Here is a 26429-nt window from a genome sequence, read left to right on the forward strand (position 1 = left end):
GTTTTTTATGCCACCAGCAAATAATTTTTATGTTTCTCTATAGGCGTAAGAACACCAAGATTTCTCTGTAAACGTCTGTTGTTATAGTATTCAATGTATTCCTCAATCATCGTAACCAATGAAGCTTTATCATTGAATCTTTTTCCATAATACCGCTCTCGCTTGATTATTCCCCAAAAGCCTTCCATGGGACCGTTGTCGATGCATTTTGCCACTCTTGACATGCTCTGAGTCATTCTAGCAGCCTCTAACTTCGCGTGGAACAGTCTGTTTGTATACTGGAATCCTCTATCACTGTGGCACAATGGTGTTGCACCAGGATTTGCAACTATAGCAGCATCAAATGTATCAAATACCAATGGGTTATTATTCGAATCACTTATCACATATGATACGATTCTTCGATCATATAAATCGAGGATAGCACTCAAATATATCTTATGAATTTCCTGATCCACATAATATTTGAATTCCGTTACATCTGTCAGCCACTTTTGATTAGGGGCATCTGCCGAAAATTCTCTGTTTAAGATGTTCTCGGCAATGAATTGAGGATTAGCCGCCTGCCTTGTGCATCCATTGTTGGCATATTTTATAGTGGATTTAATTCCCTTTTTACGGCAGATCCTAAGGACACGTTTGTCATTTACCTTTATATCATGGTACCGTTCTAGATCATCTCTAATACGTCGATATCCTTTATCAGGGCTCTCTGTGTGTATTTTTTCTATTTCATCAGCTATACGTTTGTTTTCAGTTTCGTAGGCTGGAATCCCCCTATGCAACCATTTATAGTATGCGGCTCGGCTAACATTTCCCACTTTGCAGAGTGCAGAAATTGGATAGCCATGTTCATCATTCTCTGCCTTAATAGCAAGATATACCTGCTCATGACGGATAAGGCTCAGTCCCACCCCCTCTCTATTGCATCGAGTTTTTTTAAGAAAGCAGCCTCCATTTCAGCACGTTCCTTTTCTGCACGAAGTATCCTATTTTCAGCGCGTAACCTATCCAATTCTGTCATTTCTTCTTTAGACTTGGTTCTTCCACGCCTGTCTTTAAGAGCCTCAATTCCATCGGCCTTATATTTAACTGTATAGTTTCGTGCTTGCTGATATGATACCTTGAACCTCTCAGCAGTTTCTGCATAATTGCAATCATGAGAAATGCAATACTGAACAATTTCTACACGCTCATCAAATGTTGTTTTTCTCCCCTTGGTCATGATGGTTACTCCTCCTGTTCCGGAAGCTTTCAGTTCCTCATGACCATTATATTTCTTTATCCAGTTTTGTAACTTACTTTTTGCTCTAATGCCATATTTCTGACATATAGATAGTAATGAGCCTTCTCCATTTATATACTCCAGAACTGCTTTCTCCTTCAGTTCCTTGGAATATTTTTTGTATTTTCTTTGATAAAATGCTTCAGTGCCATCGCTTTGGTAAATGGCAATCCATAGTTGTACGGATGTGAGTGCAACTCCAAGCCTTGCTGCTGCATGGTACTGTGTTTCTTTTCCATCAAGAATCCCCTTTACTGTCATTAATTTTTCATCTGGATCTATCTTATATTTGGACATAAAAATGCTCCCTCCCAAGCAGTACAAGATTTTATTATTTCTCTTGTCTACCTAGAAGGGAGCATATCAAATTCTTAGTGCGACAGCCCCTTTAGTTTACCAGTCTTACTTCATTTTCTTGTATTTAAAAGTGGCATTTTTCAGACCTTTCTTTTTTAGCTCTTTAACCAGCTTCTTATAGATGTTTTTGTCCTTTGCATATATAGTTACATTGGCTTTCCTTTTAGTATTGCGAAATGCTCCGTTAAAAACCTTTTTAAGTTGATTTCCATTTATATTAATTGTTTTTAGTTTTTTACAGCCAAAGAAAGCTCCTTTGCCAATTGTTGTTACATTGCTTGATTTAAGATCCAGTCGCGAAAGATTTGTGGCATTTTTGAATGCTGCATAATCTATTACTGTTACATTTTTTCCAACTGTTACTTTCTTTATCCTTTTGTTGTTATTAAATGCCTTAGGCAGTATTGATGTGACCGGGTAGGTAACACCATTTATTGTGACATCTGATGGAATGGTAATATTAGACCCGTTGTTTGACGGAGAACTAAACCCTACACTACCATCGGACTTAAGAATATATGTGGAGCCTGTGTTTGGATCCACTAATTTGTCTCCAGCCTTGGCAGTTTCTATTTCGTTATTGTCCGGTGTTTTACTCGGTGTCGTATCTGAAGATTTGTTTGAAATTATATTAACTGTAACTGAGTTAGTAACACCACCATATGAAGCGCTAATAGTTGCTGTTCCTTCTGATACAGGAGTGAGATAAATCCGACCATTATATCCCTCAGGGTGAATAAAAAACGAATCTTCTACACCGGTAAACGGACAAGGTCTTATCTTTACAACATTTTCATTGCTGCTTGACCAAGATACAGAATATATGGATGGATTAGTCCAATTATCGTTTTCATCTACAGAAAAATTATGTCTAGTATCCTCTGATGTTGCATAAATTATTGTGTATAAATAATCAATTTCTATATCAATGCTAGTCGGACTAACTGTATCCAAATTCATAAGATGCCAAGGATATATCGAATCAACATTCATTACTGCTGAATCGCTTACTGTTGAACCATCAGAATTGACATAAGAAGCAGTTACTGTAGCCTTACCTGGTTTAAGTGCAATCATGCAATGGTTGGAGATTTTTATTATAGATTCATCGCTACTTGTGTAGGTTAAATCTTTCCACCTATTACTGGGTTCTGTATATGTTCCATATCCAAAGTTAATGTAGGTATTTTCGCTCAAATCAAGACCACTCAGAGAAATTTTCTGAATATCTTCTTCCTCTGCGGATACACTAAGCGAACCAAATTGCAAATTCATTAGTATTATCATTAGTGAAAGAAAAAACGTAAAGAAATGCTTACGAAGAAATCTATTCATGCATATCCCTCCTATGAATGTTTCAGCATGTTTATACAATCATTTTTATACTAATTCGAGGATGCAGTCAATTCGGTTAATAATGAAATTTTCGTAAAGTGACTGAGTTATTGTAAGGCAATACAAATTTATGGGGCTGTCGCATCTAATGCGACAGCCCCCAATGTAAACGTTCCCGATGTGATTCGAACACACGACCTTCCGCTTAGGAGGCGGACGCTCTATCCAGCTGAGCTACGAGAACACTTATGCTTTTTTTGCACTAAAATATAGTATCATAGCCGTCAGCTAACTTCAAGACTTCACGAAGTAGTGTCTTCCAAGCCAGCGTGAAAGACCGTCCAGTCCCGGATAAACAATTCTTTCCGAAATGTTCTGATGGTCCAGCATGTCCCTGACCTGCCAGCGAAGTTTTTTGTCCAATACATACTTATAAGTGTTGGAGGTATTTTTATTAAGAAAGCCTTCGATATCCTCCATGTCACTTGGAATCACGGAAAAGAAAGAATACTGATTAACTATGCGCCTGTCAACTGAAGGCGGCTCTATAACTACCATCGATTGGTTACCCATATCCTTATCATACTGATCCAGGCTGTCGCATACATCCTGCATCATATCAACCGAGAAAACAGTATTGTTAACTCGCTTGGATTCCTGCCTGTATTTTTCGGGAAGAAGATCATGAAGCTCATGGATATCTATTCTCCAAACTGCGCTGTCATGCATATCCATCTGATCCATGTCCCCTTCAGCTGTGGAAAAATGAAGTGCAATCAGAGGTGAGAACGACCAGTCAAGGAGCCTTGTGGGGAGTCCGTGATGCTGTCCGAAAATCATTTGTCTCCATACGGACCTTTCTATAGATGGTTCCTCTATGGCAGCATACTTAGTAAAATTCCTTAATATACAAGGCTCGAGCTCTCTTCTCTTGTCCTTGCAGTTTCTCATAAGACTTGTTACCAGTTCAAAATCCGCATCGGGCTGTCCTCTGTACACAAAGAGATTCCTGTGCCTTCCAAGGTCATCCCTGTACTCCTGCTCTGATATCATTCGGAAAAGTGAATCCATGTTATCAATTCTTACGGTATTGATCATCTGTCACCTCACAAGTTTTATGCCAGCTCTTTTTTTCCAAAAAAATTATTTCAGCACATCCAGGGTAAGTATCTCAAACCCTTCAGCTTTTCCTTTTAATTTAATACTGTCTCCAAGAGATGTTACCTCCGCCCTGTCTCCAAGTATATCGGCAACTGCTCTTGATATCAGAATCTTACCTCCCGGAGCGTTGGCTTCAAGTCTCGCTGCCGTATTAACGGTATCGCCTATGGCAGTGTAGTCCATTCTGAGTGGTGCTCCGATATTACCTACAACCGCAGGTCCGTAATTAACTCCTATTCCGAAGGATACACTTCTTCCAAATCTCTCATTCAATTTTTCACCAAGGGCAATTGATCCTTCAACCATGTCCATTGCCGCACGACATGCCATATAAACTGCGTCGTCCTGTGCAACCGGAGCATTCCAGAAGGCCATGGTACAATCTCCGACAAACTTGTCCAGCGTTCCGTGGTTTTTCATTATGCACTCGGTTGTCAGCGTCAGGTACTGATTTATTATTTCTACGACTGTTGGCGGATCCAGCGCCTCACTCATAGTAGTAAAGCCTCTTACATCCACAAAAAGAACCGCTATGTCGTAAGTCTTTCCTCCAAGCTCCAGGGCACTCTCACCCTGTTCAAGAAGCTGCTTCATAACCGCCGGGTCTACATATTTTCCGAAAGTATTGGTGACCTTTTTTCTTTCTCTTGCAGCCTTAATATAGTTTATCGCAACTGAACCAATGAATAATATTGATACAAAAAGCGGTATCCACAAAACGTGCAGAACAATACCCGATGTCTTATAAAGAAGAAGGCAAAGCAAGATATACCCGCCGCATACCAGCACTTCTCCGATAATAGATGGGATTACATTTCTATCATAGAAAAACAGACACATGACTATGCATAGGATAAATAGAATTATCAGCTGAACATTTCGTGATGCCTCTGACGGATAAAAACCTCTTCTGAAAAAATCCACAAGATTGGCCTGTATTTCCACTCCATAGGTAGGAGCAGCATGATCAATGGCTGTTCTGTATTCATCCTGAAGTCCTGCTGCGTAAGGTCCTATAAGAACGGCCTTTCCGGAGAAAAACTCAGGATCAACTTCACCATAATACAGATCCGCTACAGAGATAAAATCATAGTATCCCCCAGCATTTGTAAAATAGGGTATATAGAAAAATCCGTCATTTTCCTTTGGAAGAGGATTTTTCTCTATTCCATTGTTTTCACAGAATTTTTCATAGATTGTTCTGGAAAAAGAGTATACCTTCCCTTCTCCCGGAACATCCACATATAAGATTCCATGACGGATGATACCGTCGCTGTCAGCCATGGTGTTTATGTGGCCATAGCCCGCTGCTGCCTTTAACTGATCATAGGGTTCATCAAAAGCGAGCACAGCTCTCTCATCCATATAGAAGCCGGCGTCTTCAATCTGAAGTTCGCTCCCGAAGGTTGCCGCAGAAGCCACAACCACATTTTGTCCATTTTCACAAACTGCTGCCAGATAGTCATCAGCGTCAGGGTCTGCACTTTCTCCGACATACAAAATGTCAAGTCCGATTACGGCAGGTTTTTCCTGCGCACTGTTTAAGTAACTGACACAATCTGCAATTACACTCCTGGACCAGGGAAAAGGCCCCAAAGCATCAAGTGCTTTCTGATCAATTCCGACAACAACTATTTGTCCGTCGGTTGCTATCCTTTTCTGGTAGAGCGCATCAGAAACAACTCCGTCTGCGGAATCTGTAATCCCGCTTATGGAGATTAAAACAAAGATAATTGAAATTAGTAATGCTATAAAATATTTGCCATACTTATTCCATTTCAAATTCATAGATTTTACCATTGAAATTGTCGCAAACGTAAAGCACATTATCTTTTATGCAAAGACCTGTAGGTGTTACAGGGTAAGCATTGATCTCTCCGGTATTTCCTTCTACAACAGTTGAAACCTCTCCGTCTTTTATACATCTGATTGCGGAATTAACTGTATCTGCCACATAAACTGATCCGTCTTCTGTTACAAAAAGTGTTTTCGGAGATGAGAAAAGTGCCTCTTTTGCATCGCCGTCCTTCATTCCTTCTTCTCCGCTTCCTGCAACTTCTTCGATCACTCCGGCCTTATCTTCCTTTATGGAAGCCTTCACTATACGGTTTGCTCCTGTCTCAGCTATGTACAGAAATCCATCAAAAATGTACAGTCCCATGGGTTCATTCAGATTAACAAGAACCTTATCCGCTTTTCCGTCACCTGTAATTCTGATAATTTCTCCTTCTCCGGTATTTGATACATAAAGGTTTCCGTCATTATCAGTTGCTAGTCCTGTAGGATTATTAAACTCACAAGGCTTTTCCTTGCCACCTGAGGAAATAGCTGCATTTAGTGTCTCAACTATTCCATCATGTATGTACCTTACAACATCGTTTTTTGTATCGGAAACTGCATAGCCATTCTGGAATTTGGTAATCTCAAAAGGATCCGTGAACAGAGCTTCCTCAGTTTTTCCGTCATTGTATCCGCCAAGTGGCACACCATAGATATCCTCTACGCTGTCAGCTCCTGCGATCTTTGTGAATTCTTCCCCATCATATTTCCAGACTGCATCATAATATGTATCGGATATGATAAAGTCATCACCATCAATGAAAATTGTACAAGGCTTAAATTTCTCATTTTCAAGATAGCCTTTTTCATCCTTATCTACACTCTTCTCATCAACAGTCTCTGATGATTTCTCCAGATTCTGCTCAGGAGTTTTTTCTTTTGCTTCAACTTCTCCCCTTGCATCTACAGCGCCTTCCTGCGCAGTGTCAGTTGTGACGTCACTGCTCTTTGTTCCACAGCCTCCTATAATGAGCACAGTGATGAAGAAGCTACATAAAATGCTCATTTTTTTTCGAAATGAACTTACTTTTTTCATACAGATTTACCCCTATTATTGGTTAATTATTCTTCCATTTCCTCGATTTATAATATGTCCCTCTGCTCCTACTATAGAACCATTTGTTTCCGGTTGATCAGCATTTGTTTCACATTCTATCGTTCCATAATTATATACATATGCATTTGCTCCTACCTTGATAGTCATTCCAATTCCTATTGTCAGAGTTGATTCAGGCATAATTATTAATATCGCATCATCTAGGTTTGTATCATAATCCCCTGTTGCGTATGCTCCTGCATAACCATCAGGTTCTTTTCTACTTACAGATACATCTCCCTTAATACTACTTACATTTGTAATACAATAAAACTCTGGAGCATAAAAATTACTTATTGTAGTCGGTTCAACATATGTTACATCCACCTGAGCATTTGCAGCACCCAAAGTAAATTCATAATCAAGTGTCCACGGTTCTTCTTCTGTATTTGCACTGACATAGGTCGCTGCTTCTGAATTGCCGTTAACACTTATTGTTTTAGGATAATAATTATCATCCATCTTTACTCTGACTGTAACTTTCTGTCCGTAGGCTGCACTGGTTGCTGCCTCTCCGTTTATCAGTACACTCACATATGAAGCATCTGCACCACTAACAGATGTTGCAATATCATAAGTATTAAGTTTAAATGTAGCGCTAACCTTTACATTACCTTCCGGCATCGTGAATGATTTTGTATTTCCATCTCCGGATGCTGTGACTGCACTGTTATCTGAAGTGTTTGTAATAGTCATCGAATCAAAAGAGTATCCTTCATTCGGAACGGCCGTTGCTGTAACCTCTGTTCCTGCAGTGAGTTCTCCAGAAGGGCTGATAGTAATACTTCCCTGGCTGGTGTCACATTCTGTTGTAACAGTATACTTAGTCGGCTCCGGTTCAGGTTCCGGCTCAGGCTGAGGTGTATCCTCCTCCACCTTTTCAAATTTAACCGTTATTGTTACATCCTTAGCAGGCATATCAAACGTATATTTTCCATCATCTTCTTCTAAGTCCACCTGCTTAGAAGATACGCTCTTAACCTTATATCCATCCTTAGGACTAACTTTTATTGTTACACTCTTTCCCTCTTCTGCCTCAGATACCGTTGACTTTACTTTTCCGTCATCACTATCGAAATTTAGCGTAATCTTATACTTCTTTTTCTGCTGACTTCCTCCATCATTATTTTCAGCAGGAGGATCTTCTTCGGAAGGCTGCTCAACAACCGGGTTAGTATTTTCTGGTGTTGCCGGCTCCTGCGGGGTTTCAGGTTGTACAGTATTCCCCTGTCCCTGAGGTGTTACTGCCTGGGGAGGTGTGTTTGTATTAGTAACAGTTTGTGCCTGTGTAGAATTTCCGCCCCAATATGCATCATTATTTGAATTATTATCCTGGTCTTCTTTATTCTTATTTACTTTGTCCTGTAAATCTGAATTCGCTTGTTCTTCCTTATTTTGTCTATCTTTTGCGGACTCAGGAGTTACTCCTTCTGTGTCAAAACCGGCACCTTCCGCTTTATCTCTGGCATCAGGATCATTTGCAATCTCAATCCAGACAAAACCTCCTAAATCTTCGATAGTGGCTTTATCAGTATTAATTTTCACACTTCCGTCCTGGTCGCCTTGTACAGTAACCTTTTCACCGGGTCCTGCCTCTATATGCTGTCCATCGCTGGTTTCACCCTCTCCATTTCCATCGATGAAGACAATTTCTGTTGTATCACCGTTTTGCCTGGTTTGAATGATGGTTCCTCTGATCCCCATCACCATGTTTGAAGTGCGAACATTCACGTTTTGTCCGCTTTTCAGTTTTTCAGAGACATTAAAATACATGTTTCCCGATAATACAAGGACCTCAAGATTATCGCCCTTTTTATGTATTTCTGTTTCGCTTATGGCATCAAGCTTTACAGCCTTTTTATCATCAAGATTAAAATAGGCATAGCTTGCCTTATCAGTGCCAACATGATTACCGTTAAATAGTCTCATGTTATCGGTGGTCTTGAGCTCTGTCCCCGAACTGTCGGTTACTTTTACTTCTCCCTCAGTTTTTGTCATTCTGATTGTGGATGCAACCGCTTCCTCAGCCATAACTTTATGCCCTGCAAAAATGGCTGTCATGGCAATGCTCAAACACATTGCAAAAACTAATATTCTTTCTCCGGTAGATTTCATAGTGAAATTTTTACCTCCCCAAAAACTTCTTTCATAAAATATCTATTTTCATTCCTTTTTTTGCGTAGCTAATGTCAGTTTCTTTTAAACTGTCCTCCATTTTTTTGAGATCACTGTCATTATGCTTCGGATCGTGGTGAATAAGAATCATTTTCTTAGAGTTCGTAAGTTCTTTAAACTCTTTAGCCATCTTTAAAGTCGAATGACCGAATCCTTTTTTTGTTTCATACTCTTTTTCCGTATACTGTGCATCAAAAAGAATTAGATCTGCGTCTTTTGCAAAGCCCGTCAAATTACTTTCCGGCTTTGATTGCAGCTCGCAGTCAGTCATATAAACAAGCTTTTTCCCCATATAGGTAATCTTGAATGAAAGACATCCCCCCGGATGGTTTACTTCAGCTGCTTCTACAAGTATCTTTTCTCCTCCGTCACGCAATTCAAGAGGAATTTCAAGATCCTTATAAATTATATTGGAAGGATATTCCGCAATGGTAAGTGGCCAGTAGGGTTTTGAAAATGCCTTTTCTATTTGATGTTCAATTGATTTTTCTTTTAATCTTTTTCCGAATAGTGTTATTGTCTTATCCTTTTTAGATAGTTCCGGAAAAAAGGGAAGTCCAATTATGTGGTCAAGATGTGGATGAGAAAGAATAATATAAACATTATCCTTATCCTTTAAATCAGGCGCATTAATTATTCCGGTTCCGGCATCCAGAAAAATAACCTGTTTTCCAAGTTCAACCATATAACATGAAGTTTCACCACCGTACAAGTTATATTCCTTTCCACTTACAGGAATAGAACCCCTTGCACCAAGAATAGTAACTGAAAAAATTTTTTCCCCCATATTTTCCCCTTATGAGTCTACCTTCTCATAGCCTTCTATCGTTTCCTTGATAACCTGATTTCGACCTGTTTCCTTGGCAATATACAATCTGGTATCTGCAACCTTGATATTATCTTCTACAGGTACTGCCGGATCCATTTCAGCACAGCCAAAACTCATGGTAATTTTGATATCAGTTCCTTCAAAGGTACATACTGAAGCTTCGATTCTTTTCCTGATTCTCTCTGCTACAAATGCACTCTGATCAAGATCTGCCTTAGCAAGGAAAATGATGAATTCCTCTCCTCCCCATCTGTAAACAGTATCTGATTCTCTGACACTTTCTCTTAAATTCTTCGCAACGTGCTCCAGTACGGCATCTCCCGCATTATGTCCGTAAGTATCATTTACCCTTTTGAAGTGGTCGATGTCACACATAATTACTGAAACAGTTACTTTATCATCGTCAGACCTCTGCATGAGTTTGAGATATTTAGATTTATAATCGCTATGAAGACCCATACGATTTCTAAGCTTTGTCAGCTTATCTGTCTGCGAGTCATCGAGGAAGGTATCCGCCTCAAGAGTAATCCCACAAACAACTGCTGCCAGAGATAGTCTTCTGACATCATGTTCAAGATCAAAGCCCTTGTCATCAAGCTTATTTATAGCCTGATAAGCGCCTATCATTTCTCCTTTGCAATTAAAACATGGAATTACTAGAATTGATTTTGTGGTATATCCTGTGGATTTATCCACTGAAGAATTGAAATCCGGACAATTGTACGGATCATTTGTTACGATTGGTTTTTTCTCTCTGATGGCACGTCCCACAAGACCTGTGTTCTCATCGATGATGATCTGATCTGTGCCAACAGCAGCATTGGTTATCAGCTTATGATTTATCTTATCCCATTTCCAAAAGCTGCATCTGTCTGCTTCTACAAGTGTTCTTCCAAGCTCAGCAAAAATAGAGAACAGTCCGAAATGATCGTTCCATCCTCCTTCTGCTTCTGCCGTACTCATCTTATTATACAAATCCTGTGTAATATCGAGAGTTCTGTTAAAAAGTGCACTTTGATCACTTTTATCACTATTCATATTATTATCCCTCATAATGCAACAAAACGATGTTACAGGAATATTTTACCATATTTTTATGAGGCAATACATGACATTAGTTTTTCATGCATCAGGATAATTGACAAATCCCTGCATCCATATAGTTCCTTTGAATCTTCTTCCCGGCATTGGTTCGCCCAGAAGATCCTTTTTATTTATACAAACATCAAATATAAGCTCATTGCAGTTGATAGTCATAATCTCAAGTGTCTGTCCTGTCAGGGAATTGGTTTCTTCATGGCATTCCATGATTTCTCCCATAACATTGTACTGATCACATTCAACACCGTGGGGCATGAAGTAGTTATCAACAAGCGTATAGATGTCAGTTGTCTTTATCTGCTTGGAAAGAGCACTATATGTATCCATATCATCTATGGAAAGAGTCTCCATAGCTGTTTCATCGCCTTTTCTGGCTTTATGCATCAGCTTTTCTCTTTCCCTGGTTCTCTTTTTTGCAAAACTTTTATCACTATCGGTTTTGGCGATAGGCATCATTATAGTTCCTTTAAGAGAAAGGGCTGACATCGTAAGCGTAGTTCCTCTTATGGGGAATCTGTTTTCATTCTGAACCTTGATATAAGGAATCATGTTCTGTAAATAAAAAATTACAGTTACTCCTACTCGAAGGTCATCACAAACTCCGGCATAGGATTCTCTACTTGCGTGTCTGGATACTGTTATATCTTCCTCCGTAGTGATACGGGTTCCTCTGATATATGGATAGTAATAGTCATAAAGGAATTTGTCCTGCTCATTAAATTCTCCGCAGACGCAAATTCCGATTCCGTCGGCGAAATCCTTGCAGAATTCCCCCAATAATTTTTCACCATCCTTAGTAACATAGGATCTTGAATCTGCCTGCTGAACAGTCATAGCTATAAGCTGCTGAATATCATCTCTGCTTTTGAAATTTTCAAAACCGATTGCTCTTAGGTAATTATGCATGGATTTCACCTCCTTTCCATTCCTTCATTTTTTCTCATTTATGAAGGCTATATTTTTATTTATTATTTTACAGGTATAAGTTTTTCCTTGCCGCCCATATAAGGTCTGAGTGCTACAGGCACATTAACAGATCCATCTGCATTGAGATTGTTCTCAAGAAATGCAATAAGCATACGCGGAGGTGCCACTACTGTATTGTTAAGTGTATGAGCAAGATAATTTCCATCCTTACCCTTGATTCTGATTTTCAGTCTTCTAGCCTGAGCATCTCCAAGGTTAGAGCAGCTTCCAACTTCGAAGTACTTCTTCTGTCTCGGAGACCATGCCTCTACGTCACAGGACTTACATTTAAGATCCGCAAGATCACCTGAACAGCACTCAAGTGTACGAACCGGAATATCCATGGAGCGGAAAAGATCAACTGTGTTCTGCCAAAGCTTGTCATACCACATTTTTGATTCTTCAGGCTTACATACAACGATCATCTCCTGTTTCTCAAACTGATGAATTCTATATACGCCTCTCTCCTCTATACCATGAGCACCTTTTTCTTTTCTGAAGCAAGGTGAATAGCTTGTAAGGGTCTGAGGAAGGTCTGCCTCTTCAATCTGCTGTTCCTTGAATTTTCCGATCATTGAGTGTTCACTTGTTCCAATAAGGTAAAGATCTTCTCCTTCAATCTTATACATCATAGCTTCCATCTCAGGGAAACTCATAACACCTTCAACAACATTTCCATGAATCATGAAAGGAGGAATGCAATAAGTAAATCCTCTGTCAATCATGAAGTCTCTTGCATAAGAAATAACAGCTGAGTGAAGTCTTGCTATATCTCCCATGAGGTAATAGAAACCGTTTCCTGCAACTCTTCTTGCAGCATCAAAATCGATTCCGTTAAATCTCTCCATAATGTCTGTGTGATAAGGAATTTCAAAATCCGGCACCACAGGCTCTCCGAATTTTTCAATCTCAACATTTTCGGAATCATCCTTACCAATCGGAACACTCTCATCAATGATCTGAGGAATGACCATCATGATTTTAAGAACTTTATCATCAACAATTTTCTGATTTTCTTCAAGGTCTGCAAGTCTCTTTGCATTAGCAGCAACCTCTGCCTTTTTCGCTTCAGCTTCCTCTTTCTTGCCCTGAGCCATCAATGCTCCGATTTCTTTGGAAATCTTGTTTCTGCTTGCACGAAGATCATCTGCTTCCTGCTGATTTTTTCTTCTCTCATTGTCGAGTTCTATAACTTCATCAACAAGCGGGAGTTTTTCATCCTGGAATTTCTTTTTTATGTTTTCTTTAACTACATCAGGATTTTCTCTTAAGAATTTAATATCTATCATTTTATTTTCCCCTTTTATTATTCTGCAGTTAATCGCAGATTATTATTTTCCATATTCCATCGCTTCATTCAAAGCAATCTGTTCTTCATCTCCAAGTTCCAGTTTACATTTTCCGTTTACTATTTCCTTGGAGTATGAGTAGCAACCATCTGTACTGTGTACTGAATTTAATAAGAAACCATTGTTATCTTCATCCAGAAGAGCTATTGAATATGAAAGCTGTCCACCCATTTGGTTGAAAGCATCATACTTGATTATTCCGACCTTTTGGAAACATGAAGCCAGGCGATCATATAATCTATTTATGTCTTTTTGATTCTTTTCTGTCGTTTTTCTGATAACTTGATTTTCTTCAAATAAAGCTACTATTTCATCTTCAAGGGAAGCTGCTTCCTTTCCCTTCATGAATCTTGAAATTTGATTCTTAATTGCTTTTATCTTATTACCCTGAATTATAACAATTATTAGCAGCACTATTATAATCACAAGCAGTGCCAAAAGTATATAAGCAATATCTATGTTTAGTCCTAACTGGTCAAAAAGATTACTGTTCATATTGCCACTCCTACCTGTAAAGTTTTTCTGTTATTTTTTCAAGATCATCTGTACTGTAAAACTCGATTTCAATTTTACCGGTTCCATCTCCCTTAGGTGATATTGATACCTTTGTTCCGATAGCCTGTGTACATTTTTCTTCAAGTTCTCTGTATGCAGATTCGACACTTGAATTAAGCTTATTTAGTTCTTTCTTTTTCTTAGGTTCTTTACCAAGATTCTTAACAAGCTTTTCTGTGTCTCTTACACTCATCTTTTGATCAAAGATTTGCTCGGCGATTTTTAATTGTTCTTCCTTATTTTCTATTGAAATAAGTGCTCTGGCATGACCGGTTGAAAGTTTACCGTCTATTACCATCTGACGAACTTCTTCACAGAGTTTCAAAAGTCTAAGTGAGTTAGTAATGGCAACTCTGCTCTTAGATACTTTTTCAGCAACAACATCCTGTGTATAGCCAAAGTCATCTATAAGCTTTTTATATGCAAAAGCTTCATCGATAGGATTAAGATCATCTCTTTGAATATTATCGATAAGAGCATATTCGGCAATTTCTTGCTCTGTGAGATTTTTAATAATTACCGGAACTTCTTTAAGTCCTGCCTTCTTAGCTGCGCGCCATCTTCTCTCACCACCGATTATTTCATAATGATCTTTTCTATCCTGAACTATCAGAGGATTTATAATTCCATGTTGTTTAATAGAATCTGAAAGCTCTAATAATTTATCTTCATCGAATGTTTTTCTGGGCTGATCTCTATTTGGTTCAACTTTAGTAATATTTACAATTACTACCTGTCCTTCTTCATTATCAGCTTCAACTTTTTTCTTAGATGCAGGTGCCGGAGCAATCAGTGCATCAAGACCTTTACCTAAACCTCTCTTGGTATTTTTCGGTGCCATTTATTTACCTCTTTCTATATATAATGTATCTTATGTTTCACGTGATACATCATATTGTAGTTACATTAAAATTTTCTTCCTATTACTTCATCTGCAAGAAGTCTGTATGCTTCTGCTCCTGCAGACTTTGTATCATATAGATTAATCGGAAGTCCATAGCTGGGTGCTTCTGCTAAGCGAATATTTCTCGGAATAATTGTTTTATAAACATTTTCTGAAATATGATCCTTAACATTTTCAACTACCTGCATTGAGAGATTAGTTCTGGAATCATACATTGTAAATATAACTCCCTCCATCTGCAATGAATTGTTCAATCTCTCTTTCACCAGATTAACTGTGTGAACTAACTGGCTTAATCCTTCAAGAGCATAATACTCACATTGAATGGGAACAAGTACTGTATCTGCTGTTGTCATTGCATTGATTGTGAGCATGCTAAGTGAAGGAGGGCAATCAATAATAATAAAGTCGTAATGATCTCTTATTTTCTCAATTGCTTTCCTCAAAATAAATTCCTTTTCTTCCATATCTATCAGTTCAATCTCAACAGCTGCAAGATTTACATTGGAAGGAATTATATCTACGCCATCTACAACATTTATATATAGTGCATCATCTACCTTGCAATCACCAATAAGTAATTCATATATTGTATTCTCTAATTGATTTTTGTTAAGACCAAATCCACTTGTAGTATTACCCTGGGGATCTGTATCGATGACTAGTACTTTCTTTCCTTTTTCAGCAAGAGTTGCCGACAGATTAATTGATGTTGTTGTCTTACCCACGCCACCTTTTTGGTTTGCAATCGCAATCGCACGTCCCATACTTTTCTCTCCCTCTTCAGTTTTCTTTCTTAATCAACTTTTAAATTATAGCACAGTTTTATAGACACAGTTTCAAAATTATAATGTAAATTATCTTTATTTTTTATACAATATTCATCTAATTAATGTTTCACGAGATTTTTTTACTATATATTGGGTCTCTATGTTTCACGTGAAACTATTTATTGTGGAAATAAATTTTCATATAAAAATGTTTCACGTGAAACAAATAGTTGTCTTCCAAATCTGTAATACAATATATTGTATTATAAAATATATTTATGTTTCTAATGCTTATAAAGGTTTCTTTTGAGGGGTACCTGCTTTTCTTGGATACTTTGAAGAAGTCTTTTGAACTTTATCTATAATACATATCGTTCTCTTAATATCTGTATCAGGAAGACAAAATTCTTCTACAAGTTTTGTCTTGCCCCCTAAAAGAAAAATAGCATTTTTTGCATCAGCTACTTCCTCTACACCTTTATCACCTTTGTATGCAATGAAAGATCCTCCAACTTTCACATATGGAAGATCATATTCGCAAAGCGTTGATAATCCAGCTACTGCTCTTGAAACTGCAATATCAAATTTTTCTCTTAGCTCTCCATTTTTTGAATCCGAATAATCTTCTGCCCTGCCATGAACAGTTTTAATAGATCCTGATTCATTTAAGTTTAAACTATCTATTACTGTATCAAGAAATGTAATTCGCTTTTGAAGTGAATCTAGTAATGTAACATTCAATTTAGGAAACACTATCTTTAAAACAATACCGGGAAATCCAGCTCCGGTACCAACATCAATTAAAGATAAAGCTTCTTTCGAAAAATCAAAATATTTTGATGATGCTATAGAGTCAACAAAGTGTAACTTACAGACATCATCAAATTCGGTTATTGCAGTAAGATTAATTTTATTATTCCAATCAATAAGAAGTTCATAATAATCTTCAAATTGTTTTATCTGCTTATCAGATAATTTAATATTTAAACTATTAAAGTCTTTTATCATAGAATCAAAATTGTGATTCATAAAATAATCCTTTCAAATAACCATATATTGTGTTTCACGTGAAACAATTAGCAGAATTAGTGGTTTGAATTTTTTCTGTAGTTTTCAAGGTAAACTAATAATACAGAAATATCCGCAGGATTTACTCCACTAATTCTTGATGCCTGACCCACATTAACAGGTTTGAATTTTTTAAGGTTAGCACGTGCTTCAAGACGTAGACTTATTACATCGTCATAATCGATGTCAGCAGGAATCTTTTTATCTTCCATTTTCTTGAATTTATCTACCTGCCTCTGCTGTCTCTCAATATAACCTTCATACTTAATATTTATTTCAACTTGTTCTATAACATCCTTACTAAGTTCGGGCCTTTCCGGATCAAGTTCTGCAATATTGTAATAATTCAGCTCCGGTCTGCATATAAGTTCAGCTATAGATGCTGCAGTCTTAAGTCTTGGTGAATCATGTCTGTCCATAAAATCTTGAACATCCTTTGAAGCACCAACCTTGAGCTCTTTTAATCTTGCTGTTTCTTTTTCAATAAGTTCCTCTTTTAATAAAAGTGCTTTATATTTATCTTCTGGAATAAGACCAACTTCATAGCCTTTTTTCCTAAGTCTGATATCTGCATTGTCCTGACGCAGAAGTAATCTATATTCAGCTCTTGAAGTCATCATCCTGTAAGGTTCGAGATTATCCTTTGTAACAATGTCATCAACAAGAACTCCGATATAACCTTCTGATCTGTCTATGGAAAGGTATGGCTTTCCTAAGATTTGCATACATGCATTTATACCTGCATACAAACCTTGAGCCGCAGCTTCTTCATAGCCACTACTTCCGTTAAACTGACCAGCACTAAAAAGACCTCTTATTTTCTTTATTTCAAGAGTAGGATAAAGTTGTCCCGAACATAAACAATCATATTCGATGGCATAAGCGTTTTTTACAATTACACAATTTTCAAGTCCCGGAACAGATCTATACATTTGTATCTGAACATCTTCCGGCATAGAAGAAGACATACCATCAACATACATCTCATTTGTATGTGTTCCTTCCGGTTCTATAAAAACTTGATGTCTTATCTTGTCTGGAAATTTTACAACTTTGTCTTCTATTGAAGGGCAATACCTAGGACCTATGCCCTCTATAATGCCAGCATAAATAGGTGATCTATCTATGTTATTTCGTATAATTTCATGTGTTTTTTCATTTGTATATGTGAGATAACAATTATGTTGCTGCTTCTGTATATCATCAGGATTTGTATCAAACGAAAAAGGAACAACCGGTGTATCACCTGTCTGAATTTCCATTTTGGAATAATCTATTGTATTTCCATCCATTCTTGCAGGAGTACCTGTTTTAAATCTTCTGAGTTCAACACCTCCATCAATAAGTGATTGTGATAAAAGATTAGAAGGCTGTAATCCATTAGGACCTGTATATGAAATAGACTCACCGCAAAGACATCTGCTTTTAAGATATGTTCCAGTGCATAATACTACTGCCTTACTTTTATAAGTAAGACCTGTTACAGTTTTTACTCCTGAAATCTTTTTTTCGTAACCTTCTTCAATTAAGTCTTTATCAGTAGAAATGTCATCATAAAGGATTTCCTTTATCTCAGCCTGCTTTACAGTAAGATTTTTCTGAGCCTGCAAAATCATTCTCATAGATTTTGAGTATTCAAGCTTATCTGCCTGAGCACGTAATGAATGTATTGCTGGACCCTTGGATTTATTAAGCATTTTGGATTGAAGATAGGTCTTATCAATGTTTTTTCCCATCTCACCACCAAGAGCATCAATCTCACGAACAAGATGTCCTTTCGAAGAACCACCTATATGAGGATTACAGGGCATGAAAGCAATATTATCAACACTTAAAGTGAAGATAATTGTCTTTAATCCCAGTCTTGCAGCTGCAAGTCCTGCCTCACATCCGGCATGTCCTCCACCTATTACTATCACATCATAATTATCAACTATCATTTTTTATTTACCCATACAGAATTTTGAAAAAATTTCTTCAACAAGATCATCATCAACTTCTTGTCCGATTATTTCCCCTAAGAAAGAATAAGCATTCATAAGGTCAATTGAATAAAAGTCTTCTGACATTGATGCTTCGATACTTGACTGAACTTTTTTCAAACTGTCACATGTATTTAATAATGCTTCTTTTTGTCTAATATTTGTAATATATATTTCTTCTTTGGGAGCAATGTTCCCATTAAAAAACATATCAGTAATAATTTTCTTTAAGTCTTCAATTCCGGTATCATCCACCATAGAAGTTTTTATGACAGGAATATTATCTCCGTATATGTTATGAATATCATTTTCCAGTATAGAAATTCTGTCACTGATATCATTTTTATTTAATAATACAATTACATGATTATTTTTTATAAGTTCTGATATTCTTTCATCGTCGGATATTTCATCGTCTGTAGAATCAATAATATACAAAATAAGATCTGCACTTTGCGCTGACTGTACAGCCCTCTCTACACCAATCTTTTCTACTTTATCATCTGTATCTCTTATGCCTGCTGTATCAAGAACTCTTAAAACAATATCATCAAGTCTAATAGTTTCTTCTATAATATCTCTTGTAGTTCCTTCTATATCAGTTACGATTGCCTTTTCTTCACCGGCGAGTTTATTTAAAAGAGATGATTTTCCGGCATTTGGCTTTCCTATAATAACTGTTTTAATTCCTTCTTTTCTAATAATGCCTTCTTCGGAAGTACCTATCAGATAATTAAGGCGACTAATCCAGTCTTCATTCTTTTCTTTTAATCTTTCATCATATCCAGTCAGATCATAATTTTCAGGGTCATCTATTGCAGATTCAATGTATGCCATTTCATAAAGAATTTCTTTTCTTATTTCTTCTATTTTATTAAAAAGAATTCCACCAAGCTGCCTCTCTGAATTTTTCATTGAAAATTCATTTTGAGCATGAATGAGATCCATTACAGCCTCTGCTCTTGTAAGATCAATTCTACCATTCAAAAAAGCGCGCTTTGTAAACTCACCGGGTTCGGCAAGTCTACATCCATTTTTTATAAGAAGATTCAAAATGGATTCCATAATAAGTCGTCCACCATGAGAATTGATTTCAACCACATTCTCTTTGGTATAGCTTCTGGGTGCTTTCATTAATGAAACCATTACTTCATCAACTTTATTTTCATTCTCATCAACAATAAAACCATAGCTTATCGTATGAGAATCTTTATTTAATAAAGAATGATTTCCCTTTGTATCAACATACAATTTACTTGCTATGCTAAGTGCGTCTTCACCACTAATTCTTATAATACCTATACCTGCATCTATCATGGCAGTGGCTATTGCACAAATAGTATCTTCCTTGAAGAACATATTATTATCCTCAAAATGTAACAAGAGCTGCCAATTGAAATTATTTTAAATTCAATGGCAGCTCTAAGCATACAAATTATTTCTTAAGAGTTACAACAACTCTTCTAAAAGGTTCCTCACCTTCACTGTGAGTTGTTACATACTTATCAGCCTGAAGAGCCGAATGAATAATTCTTCTTTCATAAGGATTCATAGGCTCGAGTGAAACTGACTGTCTGTTTTTACGAACCTTGTAAGCAATGTTCTTAGCAAGATTCTCAAGAGTTGCTTTTCTTCTGCTTCTGTAATTTTCTGTATCTACCTTAACATGAATATAATCTTCACTGCCTCTGTTTACAACAAGAGAAATAAGATACTGAAGAGAATCGAGTGTCTGTCCTCTCTTACCGATAAGAACACCCATCTCATCTCCGGAAAGTTCAACTTCAAGAACTTTATCTGTCTCATTATACTTGGCATCAACAGTAACCTTCATGTTCATTGCGCCAAAAACATTTGCAAGGAATTCCTTAGCTCTGTTAATAAATTCATGATCATAAACATAAGAAATCTGTTTTTCTTCTGTTTTTTCTTCCTTCTTAACTTCAGGAGCTTTTTCTTCCTTAACTTCTTTTTTCTTAGGCTTTTCTTCTTTTTTAACTTCTACTTTCTTCTCTTCAACTGTTTCTTTTACTTCCTGCGCTTTTTCTTCAGAAGCACTCTTTACTCTTGCTCTTATTACAGCAGGTTTAACATTTAAACCAAGAAATCCTGTGGATCCTGTAGAAATTACTTCATATTCAAGATTGTCGCTTGTTACCATAAGCTGTGCACATGCTTCTGTTATGCACTCATCAACAGTCTTTTTTGAAATCTCGATATATTCCATTTTTTTATCCCCTATCAATTATTCTTCTGATCAAATTCTTTAACCATATTTGCTCTGGCAAGAAGACTCTTTTTGTTAGCCTTACCTGATTGATAAATATCGTTAGCTTTTTTCAACCCCTCTTCCTTCTCCTGTTCAGAACGAGTTGAAGTATAAGAATTCATTGTTCTTGTATTCACATTTGCAAAGCGATTCATCTGAGGAGTAGATTTCATTTCCTCAAGTTTTTTATTATATTTTTCCGTATTCTTTGCAATCTCAGCATCTATGTCCATCTTATCAATATGCTTGTTAATGAATATCTGCTGAATTGTACGTACTACAGCACCTGCAATCCAGTAAATACCAAGACCTGCAGGGAATGAAAATGTAAAGAACAGAGACATCAAAGGCATCATCATGTTCATTGTCTTCATGGAATTTGCCATCTGAGCTGCCTGATCATTAGGGTCATTAGACTGCTGTGCAGGCTGAGGCATAAGTTTAATGCTTATCCACTGTGTAAGACAAGAAAGAACAGGAATAATAAGAGCAACAATAAATAACTCAAATGACTTATTATGCCATGCATTCTGAACCATGAAAGTAGGTGAATCACCTATATTAAGACCTAAAAAGCTATTGTACTTATTAAGTAATGTATGAGTACTTGTTATTGAATCAGAAAGATTGCCAAATTTTTCAGTAAGTGAAGCCCAATCAGCAGAAGATGCTTTATAAAGGACATCAATAAATGTATTCTCAATGTGAGATACATCACCTGATAAAAATGCATCTGCCTTAAACTGCTTTGAGTACTGTGAAGCACTTGAAAGAGTCTGCAGGAAATCACTTGCACCTGCAGTATTTCTGAGCTGCTCTACTAAAGGATAGAAAGAATTCTTAATCTGACCAACATAAGCAGGCATTGAATAAATTACACGATAAAGAGCAACCATTATAGGAAGCTGAATAACAAGCTGAACACAGCTACCTGTCTGTGAAACACCATACTTAGCATAAAGAGCTTTTATCTCTTCCTGCTGAGCAAGCATGGAATCATTATCTTTTTTTCCTTTGTACTTAGCCTGAATAGCCTGAAGCTCAGGATTCATTCTGGCCTGAAGCTTAGAAAACTTCTGCTGCTTATAGGTAAGCGGCATAAGAAAAAGATACATTATAATAGTAAATAAAATAATAGCAAGACCGGTACTTGGAATACCAATCTTATCAAGAACTATGAAAATCCAATTCATTATGTGACCAAGGACCCATGCGATAGGACCGACAATTTTTCCCTGGTACTGTGTTAACGCAACAATGTTCAAAACCAACCCTCCGATACTTACGGTACAGGATCATAACCACCGCTGGAAAAAGGATTACATCTTATAATTCTCCAGGCAGCAAGCAAACTTCCTTTAATAGCACCGTATTTTTCTATTGCTTCTAATCCGTACTGCGAACAAGTCGGAATATACGGACATTTTGTTCTCTTCATTGGAGAAACATACTTTTGATATAGTTTAATCAGTAATATCAGTATTTTCTTCATCTTGCACCTCATCATTTTTTCTTAGATGAGACTTTCCGGCCAAATATAAAAAGGATTTTTCAATATCAAAATAACTTGCATCCTTTGCACGGGATCTGGCCACGACTACTATATCTAAACCACTATTAAATATATTTTCGTGTAGTCGGTAAACTTCTCGAACTAGTCTTGCAAACCTGTGCCTTACAATACTGTTCCCAACTTTCTTGCTAACTGAAATTCCGAGTCTGTTCATATCGGTTTGATTCTCTCTGAGATAAACAACAATATTCTTATCTGCGTAGCTTTTACCGGTTTTATAAACAAGCTGAAAATCAGCAGTCTTTTTTAAACTTTCTGTTTTTTGCATTTAATCAATCCATTTAATGTGCTCTTCTATGAGCAACATAATTCGTAGAAATATGAAAATACGCGAATATGCATCTATGCACATTCGCGTAACAAGACCACAACATTATGTGGTCCTTATTATGCAGATATTTTCTTTCTACCCTTAAGTCTTCTGGCAGCAAGTACCTTTCTGCCTCCCTTAGTTGCCATTCTTGCTCTAAAGCCGTGAACACGAGCTCTCTGAAGCTTATGCGGCTGATAAGTTCTCTTCATAGTCGAAATACACCTCCTTTTACTATCTATTTAGCAAATAAAATAATTGTCTGAATCAGAAAAAATCGTTGTTATTATAATAAAATTAAGCATTTCCGTCAAGTAAAAAAAATATTGTGGATAACTTATAAAAAAGTTTTAAAAAAAATGAATCAACATATGGTGTAAAAAAAAGTTATCCACATCTAAATGTTGATTTTGTGGATAAATTGTTATTATCTGTAAATTTATTTTTTTTATCCACAAAATGTGGATTAGATGTGGAAAACATTTCCGATAAAAAAATCACAATTTTAAAAAAGCCAGTAATAATGCGCCTTAAAGGAAGTGAATAATTAATAGCTACTTTTCCACTTTTCCACTCTATGCATGATTATTATTATCATGAAAAATTTTTTTATAAAAAGTTATCCACAATTTCTGCCTGTTTGATATTTATTTTTCCATAGGATAAAATAAACTCTAAACTTACTATGGGAGAAAGTTATGGAAAAAGCTACAGAAATAACACAAAAACTGGCTGATAATTTTGAAAGCCTGAAAGAAGAAATCAGAGTGGAGCTTGGTATGACAGCTATTTCTTTTGATACCTGGATCAAGCCCCTGTCATTTTATAAATATGATAACGGTACTGTTATTATTCTAATCCCCTTTGATGATACCAACTTTTTAAGTTATATAGAGAGAAAATATCAGAAATTCTTTAAGGTAACTCTCTCTGAGTTTCTAAATGAAAATGTTGAGATAGAATTTCTTTTGGAAAAAGATGCTCATATTAATAATGAAGAAACTACTTCAAAAAATGAAAATGAGACTAAAATAAATCAGAACAACTACGAATTTTCAGGACTTAATTCAAAATACATTTTTGATACATATGTAGTAGGTGGAAATAACAGATTTGCTTACAATGCATCTCTTGCAGTAGCTGAATCACCGGGAGAAGCTTATAATCCTCTTTTCCTTTACGGAGGACCCGGTCTTGGTAAGACTCACCTTATGCATGCAATCGGACATTTCATTATTGAAAACCATCCTAATTTTAAGGTTTTATATGTTACTTCAGAGCAATTTACAAATGAAGTTATTGAATCTATCAGAAGTGGTAAAGCTGAAGCAATGAGCAGACTTCGTGATAAATATCGCACAGTGGATGTTCTGATGGTTGATGATGTTCAGTTTATTATAGGAAAAGAAAGTACTCAGGAAGAATTTTTTCACACCTTCAATGTACTCCATCAGTCCGGTAAGCAGATCATTATTTCATCAGATAAACCTCCGAAGGAAATGGAGACTCTTGAAGAAAGATTCAGATCCAGATTCGAGATGGGACTCATTTCAGATATTCAGGCTCCCGATTATGAAACAAGAATGGCAATCCTTAAAAAGAATGCTGAAAGCTATTCAAAACACATAGACGATGAGATATTTGAATACATTGCTACCAATATCAAATCTAACATCAGAGAACTTGAAGGTGCTTATAACAAAATAATCGCCTTTTCACGTTTAAATAATGTAGAGATTACTTTAGACAATGCAAAAGAAGCTCTTAAGGATATTATTTATCCAGATGTATCCAAGGTTATAACAATTCCTCTTATTATAAGTACTGTTTGCGAACAATACGGAGTTAAGCAGGAAGATATCGCTTCAAAGAAAAGAAATAAAGAAATAGTTCTTCCAAGACAGATTGCTATGTATCTTGCCAGAGAACTTACAGATTCTCCGCTTGAAGAGATAGGAAAATCCTTGGGCAAAAAAGATCATACTACTGTAATGAGCGGTATTAATAAGATAAAGGATCTTTTATCCGTGGATGAAGATCTAAGAAGAAACCTTGATATTATTAATAAGAAACTAAACCCTTCAGTGTGATAAAGTGGATAACTCAGTTTATAAATACTTTATAAATTGTTTATAAACTGGGGATAGGAGTGGAAAACTATTTTATAGTCTCAAATCGCAAAATTTGGCTTGTGTACAACAATTTACTTTTCAACATTAAATTTTTATTTATCAACTATTAAAAATTTGTAAATAAGCCAGATAAATTGTATAATAGATAAGGATTTCCACATATCAACACCTATTATTATTTATATTATTAAATATTATTAATTTATTATATATATGGAGATATGTGCATAATTTTATCTCGTTGAAGGGAGTTTTTAATTCATGAAGTTCGTTTGTTCCAAATCAAATCTTATTGCAGGATTGCAGATTGTATCCAAGGCTGTTCCCAATAAGACAACAATGTCAATTTTGGAGTGCATTCTTGTAGATGCAACAGAGGGAGTAATTAAGTTCATCGCTAATGATATTGATCTTGGAATTCAGACAGAGCTTGATGGTAATATTATCGAGAGAGGTTATATCGCTATTGATGCAAAGATATTCTTTGATATCATCAGGAAGCTTCCTGACAGTGATGTTACCATAGAAGCCGATGCAAACGGTAAGGTTACCATAAGCTGTGAAAAGGCAAAATTCAGTATTGTAGGAAGAAATGCCGATGATTTCACCTATCTTCCCAATATAGAGAGAATAGACGGAATATCAGTATCTCAATATACTCTGAAAAATATTATTCAACAGACTATATTTTCTATTGCGGAAAACGATGCCAATAAAATGATGAGCGGAGAGCTTTTTGAGATAAATCAGGATACACTTAAACTGGTTTCTCTTGACGGACATCGTATTTCTATCCGAAAAATTAAACTTCAAAACAGTTATGAATCAAAGAAAGTAGTAGTTCCCGGTAAAACTTTGTCTGATATAAGCAAGATTATATCTGATAGCACAGAGAACAATGTTGATATCTTCTTTACAGATAAGCACATTTTGTTTGAGTTTGACAGAACTATTGTGGTTTCAAGACTTCTTGAGGGTGAGTATTTCAATATTGATCAGATGCTTTCAAGTGATTATGAGACCAAGATGACAATATCAAGAAAAGAAATGCTTGATTGCATCGACAGAGCTACTCTTCTCGTAAAAGAAGGTGATAAAAAGCCGGTTATCATCTCTATTACTGACGAAAAAATGGAATTGAAGATAAATTCAACCATTGGAAGTATGGATGAAGAGATTGATATAGAAAAGCAGGGTAAAGATCTTATTATAGGCTTTAATCCTAAGTTTTTGATTGATGCCCTCAGAGCAATTGATGACGAAAGTATTGATATTTATATGGTTAATCCCAAAGCTCCCTGCTTCATAAGGGATAAGGATTCAAACTATATTTATCTTGTACTTCCTATTAACTTTACAACAGTGAGCTAAGA

At 36.4% G+C, this 26429-nt stretch carries 24 protein-coding genes and 1 tRNA gene; 2 read left to right on the forward strand and 23 right to left on the reverse strand.

Annotation, left to right across the window (positions count from 1 at the left end; translation table 11 throughout):
* Nucleotides 1–5 precede the first annotated feature (5 nt).
* From G630_RS0109080 to rpmH, 23 genes are all read right to left on the reverse strand, one after another.
* The gene (locus tag G630_RS0109080; RefSeq protein WP_155831962.1) at nt 6–914 is read right to left on the reverse strand and encodes an IS3 family transposase; all 909 of its coding nucleotides are present in this window, start codon (nt 912–914) and stop codon (nt 6–8) included.
* A complete protein-coding gene (locus tag G630_RS0109085) occupies nt 905–1582 on the reverse strand; it encodes a helix-turn-helix domain-containing protein (protein WP_026498401.1) in 678 nt (225 codons plus the stop codon). The genes G630_RS0109080 and G630_RS0109085 overlap by 10 nt, the downstream gene beginning before the upstream one ends.
* 105 nt (nt 1583–1687) lie before the next feature.
* Nucleotides 1688–2977 (reverse strand): leucine-rich repeat protein, encoded by a 1290-nt coding sequence (locus tag G630_RS0109090; RefSeq protein WP_026498402.1) that lies wholly within the window; start codon nt 2975–2977, stop codon nt 1688–1690.
* 170 nt (nt 2978–3147) lie between these two features.
* Nucleotides 3148–3221, reverse strand: a tRNA-Arg gene (locus G630_RS0109095).
* A 50-nt stretch (nt 3222–3271) separates the two neighbouring features.
* Nucleotides 3272–4075 (reverse strand): FRG domain-containing protein, encoded by an 804-nt coding sequence (locus G630_RS0109100; protein WP_026498403.1) that lies wholly within the window; start codon nt 4073–4075, stop codon nt 3272–3274.
* A gap of 45 nt (nt 4076–4120) precedes the next feature.
* Entirely contained in the window at nt 4121–5926 is a 1806-nt protein-coding gene (locus G630_RS21325) for a CHASE2 domain-containing protein (RefSeq protein ID WP_175475169.1), read from the reverse strand.
* Entirely contained in the window at nt 5907–7013 is a 1107-nt protein-coding gene (locus G630_RS0109110; RefSeq protein ID WP_026498404.1) for an NHL domain-containing protein, read from the reverse strand. Before G630_RS0109110 ends, G630_RS21325 begins: the two co-directional genes overlap by 20 nt.
* Before the next feature lie 15 nt (nt 7014–7028).
* Entirely contained in the window at nt 7029–9188 is a 2160-nt protein-coding gene (locus tag G630_RS0109115) for an InlB B-repeat-containing protein (protein WP_026498405.1), read from the reverse strand.
* Nucleotides 9189–9219: 31 nt separating this feature from the next.
* Nucleotides 9220–10035 carry an MBL fold metallo-hydrolase gene (locus tag G630_RS0109120; RefSeq protein ID WP_026498406.1) on the reverse strand — a complete coding sequence of 272 codons (816 nt, stop codon included), beginning with the start codon at nt 10033–10035 and terminating at the stop codon, nt 9220–9222.
* A 9-nt stretch (nt 10036–10044) separates the two neighbouring features.
* Nucleotides 10045–11115 carry a sensor domain-containing diguanylate cyclase gene (locus tag G630_RS23510; protein ID WP_022761808.1) on the reverse strand — a complete coding sequence of 357 codons (1071 nt, stop codon included), beginning with the start codon at nt 11113–11115 and terminating at the stop codon, nt 10045–10047.
* Between the two features lie 84 nt (nt 11116–11199).
* Entirely contained in the window at nt 11200–12084 is an 885-nt protein-coding gene (locus G630_RS0109130) for a DUF3881 family protein (protein WP_022761807.1), read from the reverse strand.
* Between the two features lie 62 nt (nt 12085–12146).
* A complete protein-coding gene (gene serS / locus G630_RS0109135) occupies nt 12147–13433 on the reverse strand; it encodes a serine--tRNA ligase (RefSeq protein ID WP_022761806.1) in 1287 nt (428 codons plus the stop codon).
* 42 nt (nt 13434–13475) lie between these two features.
* Entirely contained in the window at nt 13476–13988 is a 513-nt protein-coding gene (locus G630_RS0109140) for a DUF4446 family protein (RefSeq protein ID WP_022761805.1), read from the reverse strand.
* A gap of 10 nt (nt 13989–13998) precedes the next feature.
* Nucleotides 13999–14889 carry a ParB/RepB/Spo0J family partition protein gene (locus G630_RS0109145; protein ID WP_022761804.1) on the reverse strand — a complete coding sequence of 297 codons (891 nt, stop codon included), beginning with the start codon at nt 14887–14889 and terminating at the stop codon, nt 13999–14001.
* Nucleotides 14890–14954: 65 nt separating this feature from the next.
* Nucleotides 14955–15719 (reverse strand): ParA family protein, encoded by a 765-nt coding sequence (locus tag G630_RS0109150; RefSeq protein WP_022761803.1) that lies wholly within the window; start codon nt 15717–15719, stop codon nt 14955–14957.
* Nucleotides 15720–16013: 294 nt separating this feature from the next.
* Nucleotides 16014–16751 (reverse strand): 16S rRNA (guanine(527)-N(7))-methyltransferase RsmG, encoded by a 738-nt coding sequence (gene rsmG, locus G630_RS0109155; protein ID WP_022761802.1) that lies wholly within the window; start codon nt 16749–16751, stop codon nt 16014–16016.
* Between the two features lie 56 nt (nt 16752–16807).
* A complete protein-coding gene (gene mnmG, locus G630_RS0109160) occupies nt 16808–18730 on the reverse strand; it encodes a tRNA uridine-5-carboxymethylaminomethyl(34) synthesis enzyme MnmG (RefSeq protein ID WP_022761801.1) in 1923 nt (640 codons plus the stop codon).
* Nucleotides 18731–18733: 3 nt separating this feature from the next.
* On the reverse strand, nt 18734–20131 hold the full coding sequence (gene mnmE / locus G630_RS0109165; protein ID WP_026498407.1) for a tRNA uridine-5-carboxymethylaminomethyl(34) synthesis GTPase MnmE: 1398 nt from the start codon (nt 20129–20131) through the stop codon (nt 18734–18736).
* A 76-nt stretch (nt 20132–20207) separates the two neighbouring features.
* Nucleotides 20208–20999: an RNA-binding cell elongation regulator Jag/EloR gene (gene jag / locus G630_RS0109170; RefSeq protein ID WP_026498408.1), complete on the reverse strand. Its 792-nt coding sequence runs from the start codon at nt 20997–20999 to the stop codon at nt 20208–20210.
* A gap of 14 nt (nt 21000–21013) precedes the next feature.
* Nucleotides 21014–22306, reverse strand: coding sequence for a YidC/Oxa1 family membrane protein insertase (locus G630_RS0109175; RefSeq protein ID WP_026498409.1), 1293 nt, complete (start codon nt 22304–22306; stop codon nt 21014–21016).
* 17 nt (nt 22307–22323) lie between these two features.
* Nucleotides 22324–22533: a membrane protein insertion efficiency factor YidD gene (gene yidD, locus G630_RS0109180; RefSeq protein ID WP_026498410.1), complete on the reverse strand. Its 210-nt coding sequence runs from the start codon at nt 22531–22533 to the stop codon at nt 22324–22326.
* A complete protein-coding gene (rnpA, locus tag G630_RS0109185) occupies nt 22505–22882 on the reverse strand; it encodes a ribonuclease P protein component (RefSeq protein WP_022761796.1) in 378 nt (125 codons plus the stop codon). Before rnpA ends, yidD begins: the two co-directional genes overlap by 29 nt.
* A 119-nt stretch (nt 22883–23001) precedes the next feature.
* Complete coding sequence (rpmH, locus tag G630_RS0109190; protein WP_022761795.1) at nt 23002–23136, reverse strand: 50S ribosomal protein L34; 135 nt, start codon at nt 23134–23136, stop codon at nt 23002–23004.
* A gap of 486 nt (nt 23137–23622) precedes the next feature.
* Between rpmH and dnaA the strand changes: the two genes are divergently transcribed.
* Nucleotides 23623–25014 carry a chromosomal replication initiator protein DnaA gene (gene dnaA / locus G630_RS0109195; RefSeq protein ID WP_022761794.1) on the forward strand — a complete coding sequence of 464 codons (1392 nt, stop codon included), beginning with the start codon at nt 23623–23625 and terminating at the stop codon, nt 25012–25014.
* A 303-nt stretch (nt 25015–25317) separates the two neighbouring features.
* Nucleotides 25318–26427 carry a DNA polymerase III subunit beta gene (gene dnaN / locus G630_RS0109200; RefSeq protein WP_022761793.1) on the forward strand — a complete coding sequence of 370 codons (1110 nt, stop codon included), beginning with the start codon at nt 25318–25320 and terminating at the stop codon, nt 26425–26427.
* The last annotated feature ends 2 nt before the right edge of the window (nt 26428–26429 follow it).

The sequence above is a fragment of the Butyrivibrio sp. WCD2001 genome, assembly GCF_000424485.1.
Lineage (GTDB): Bacteria > Bacillota > Clostridia > Lachnospirales > Lachnospiraceae > Butyrivibrio.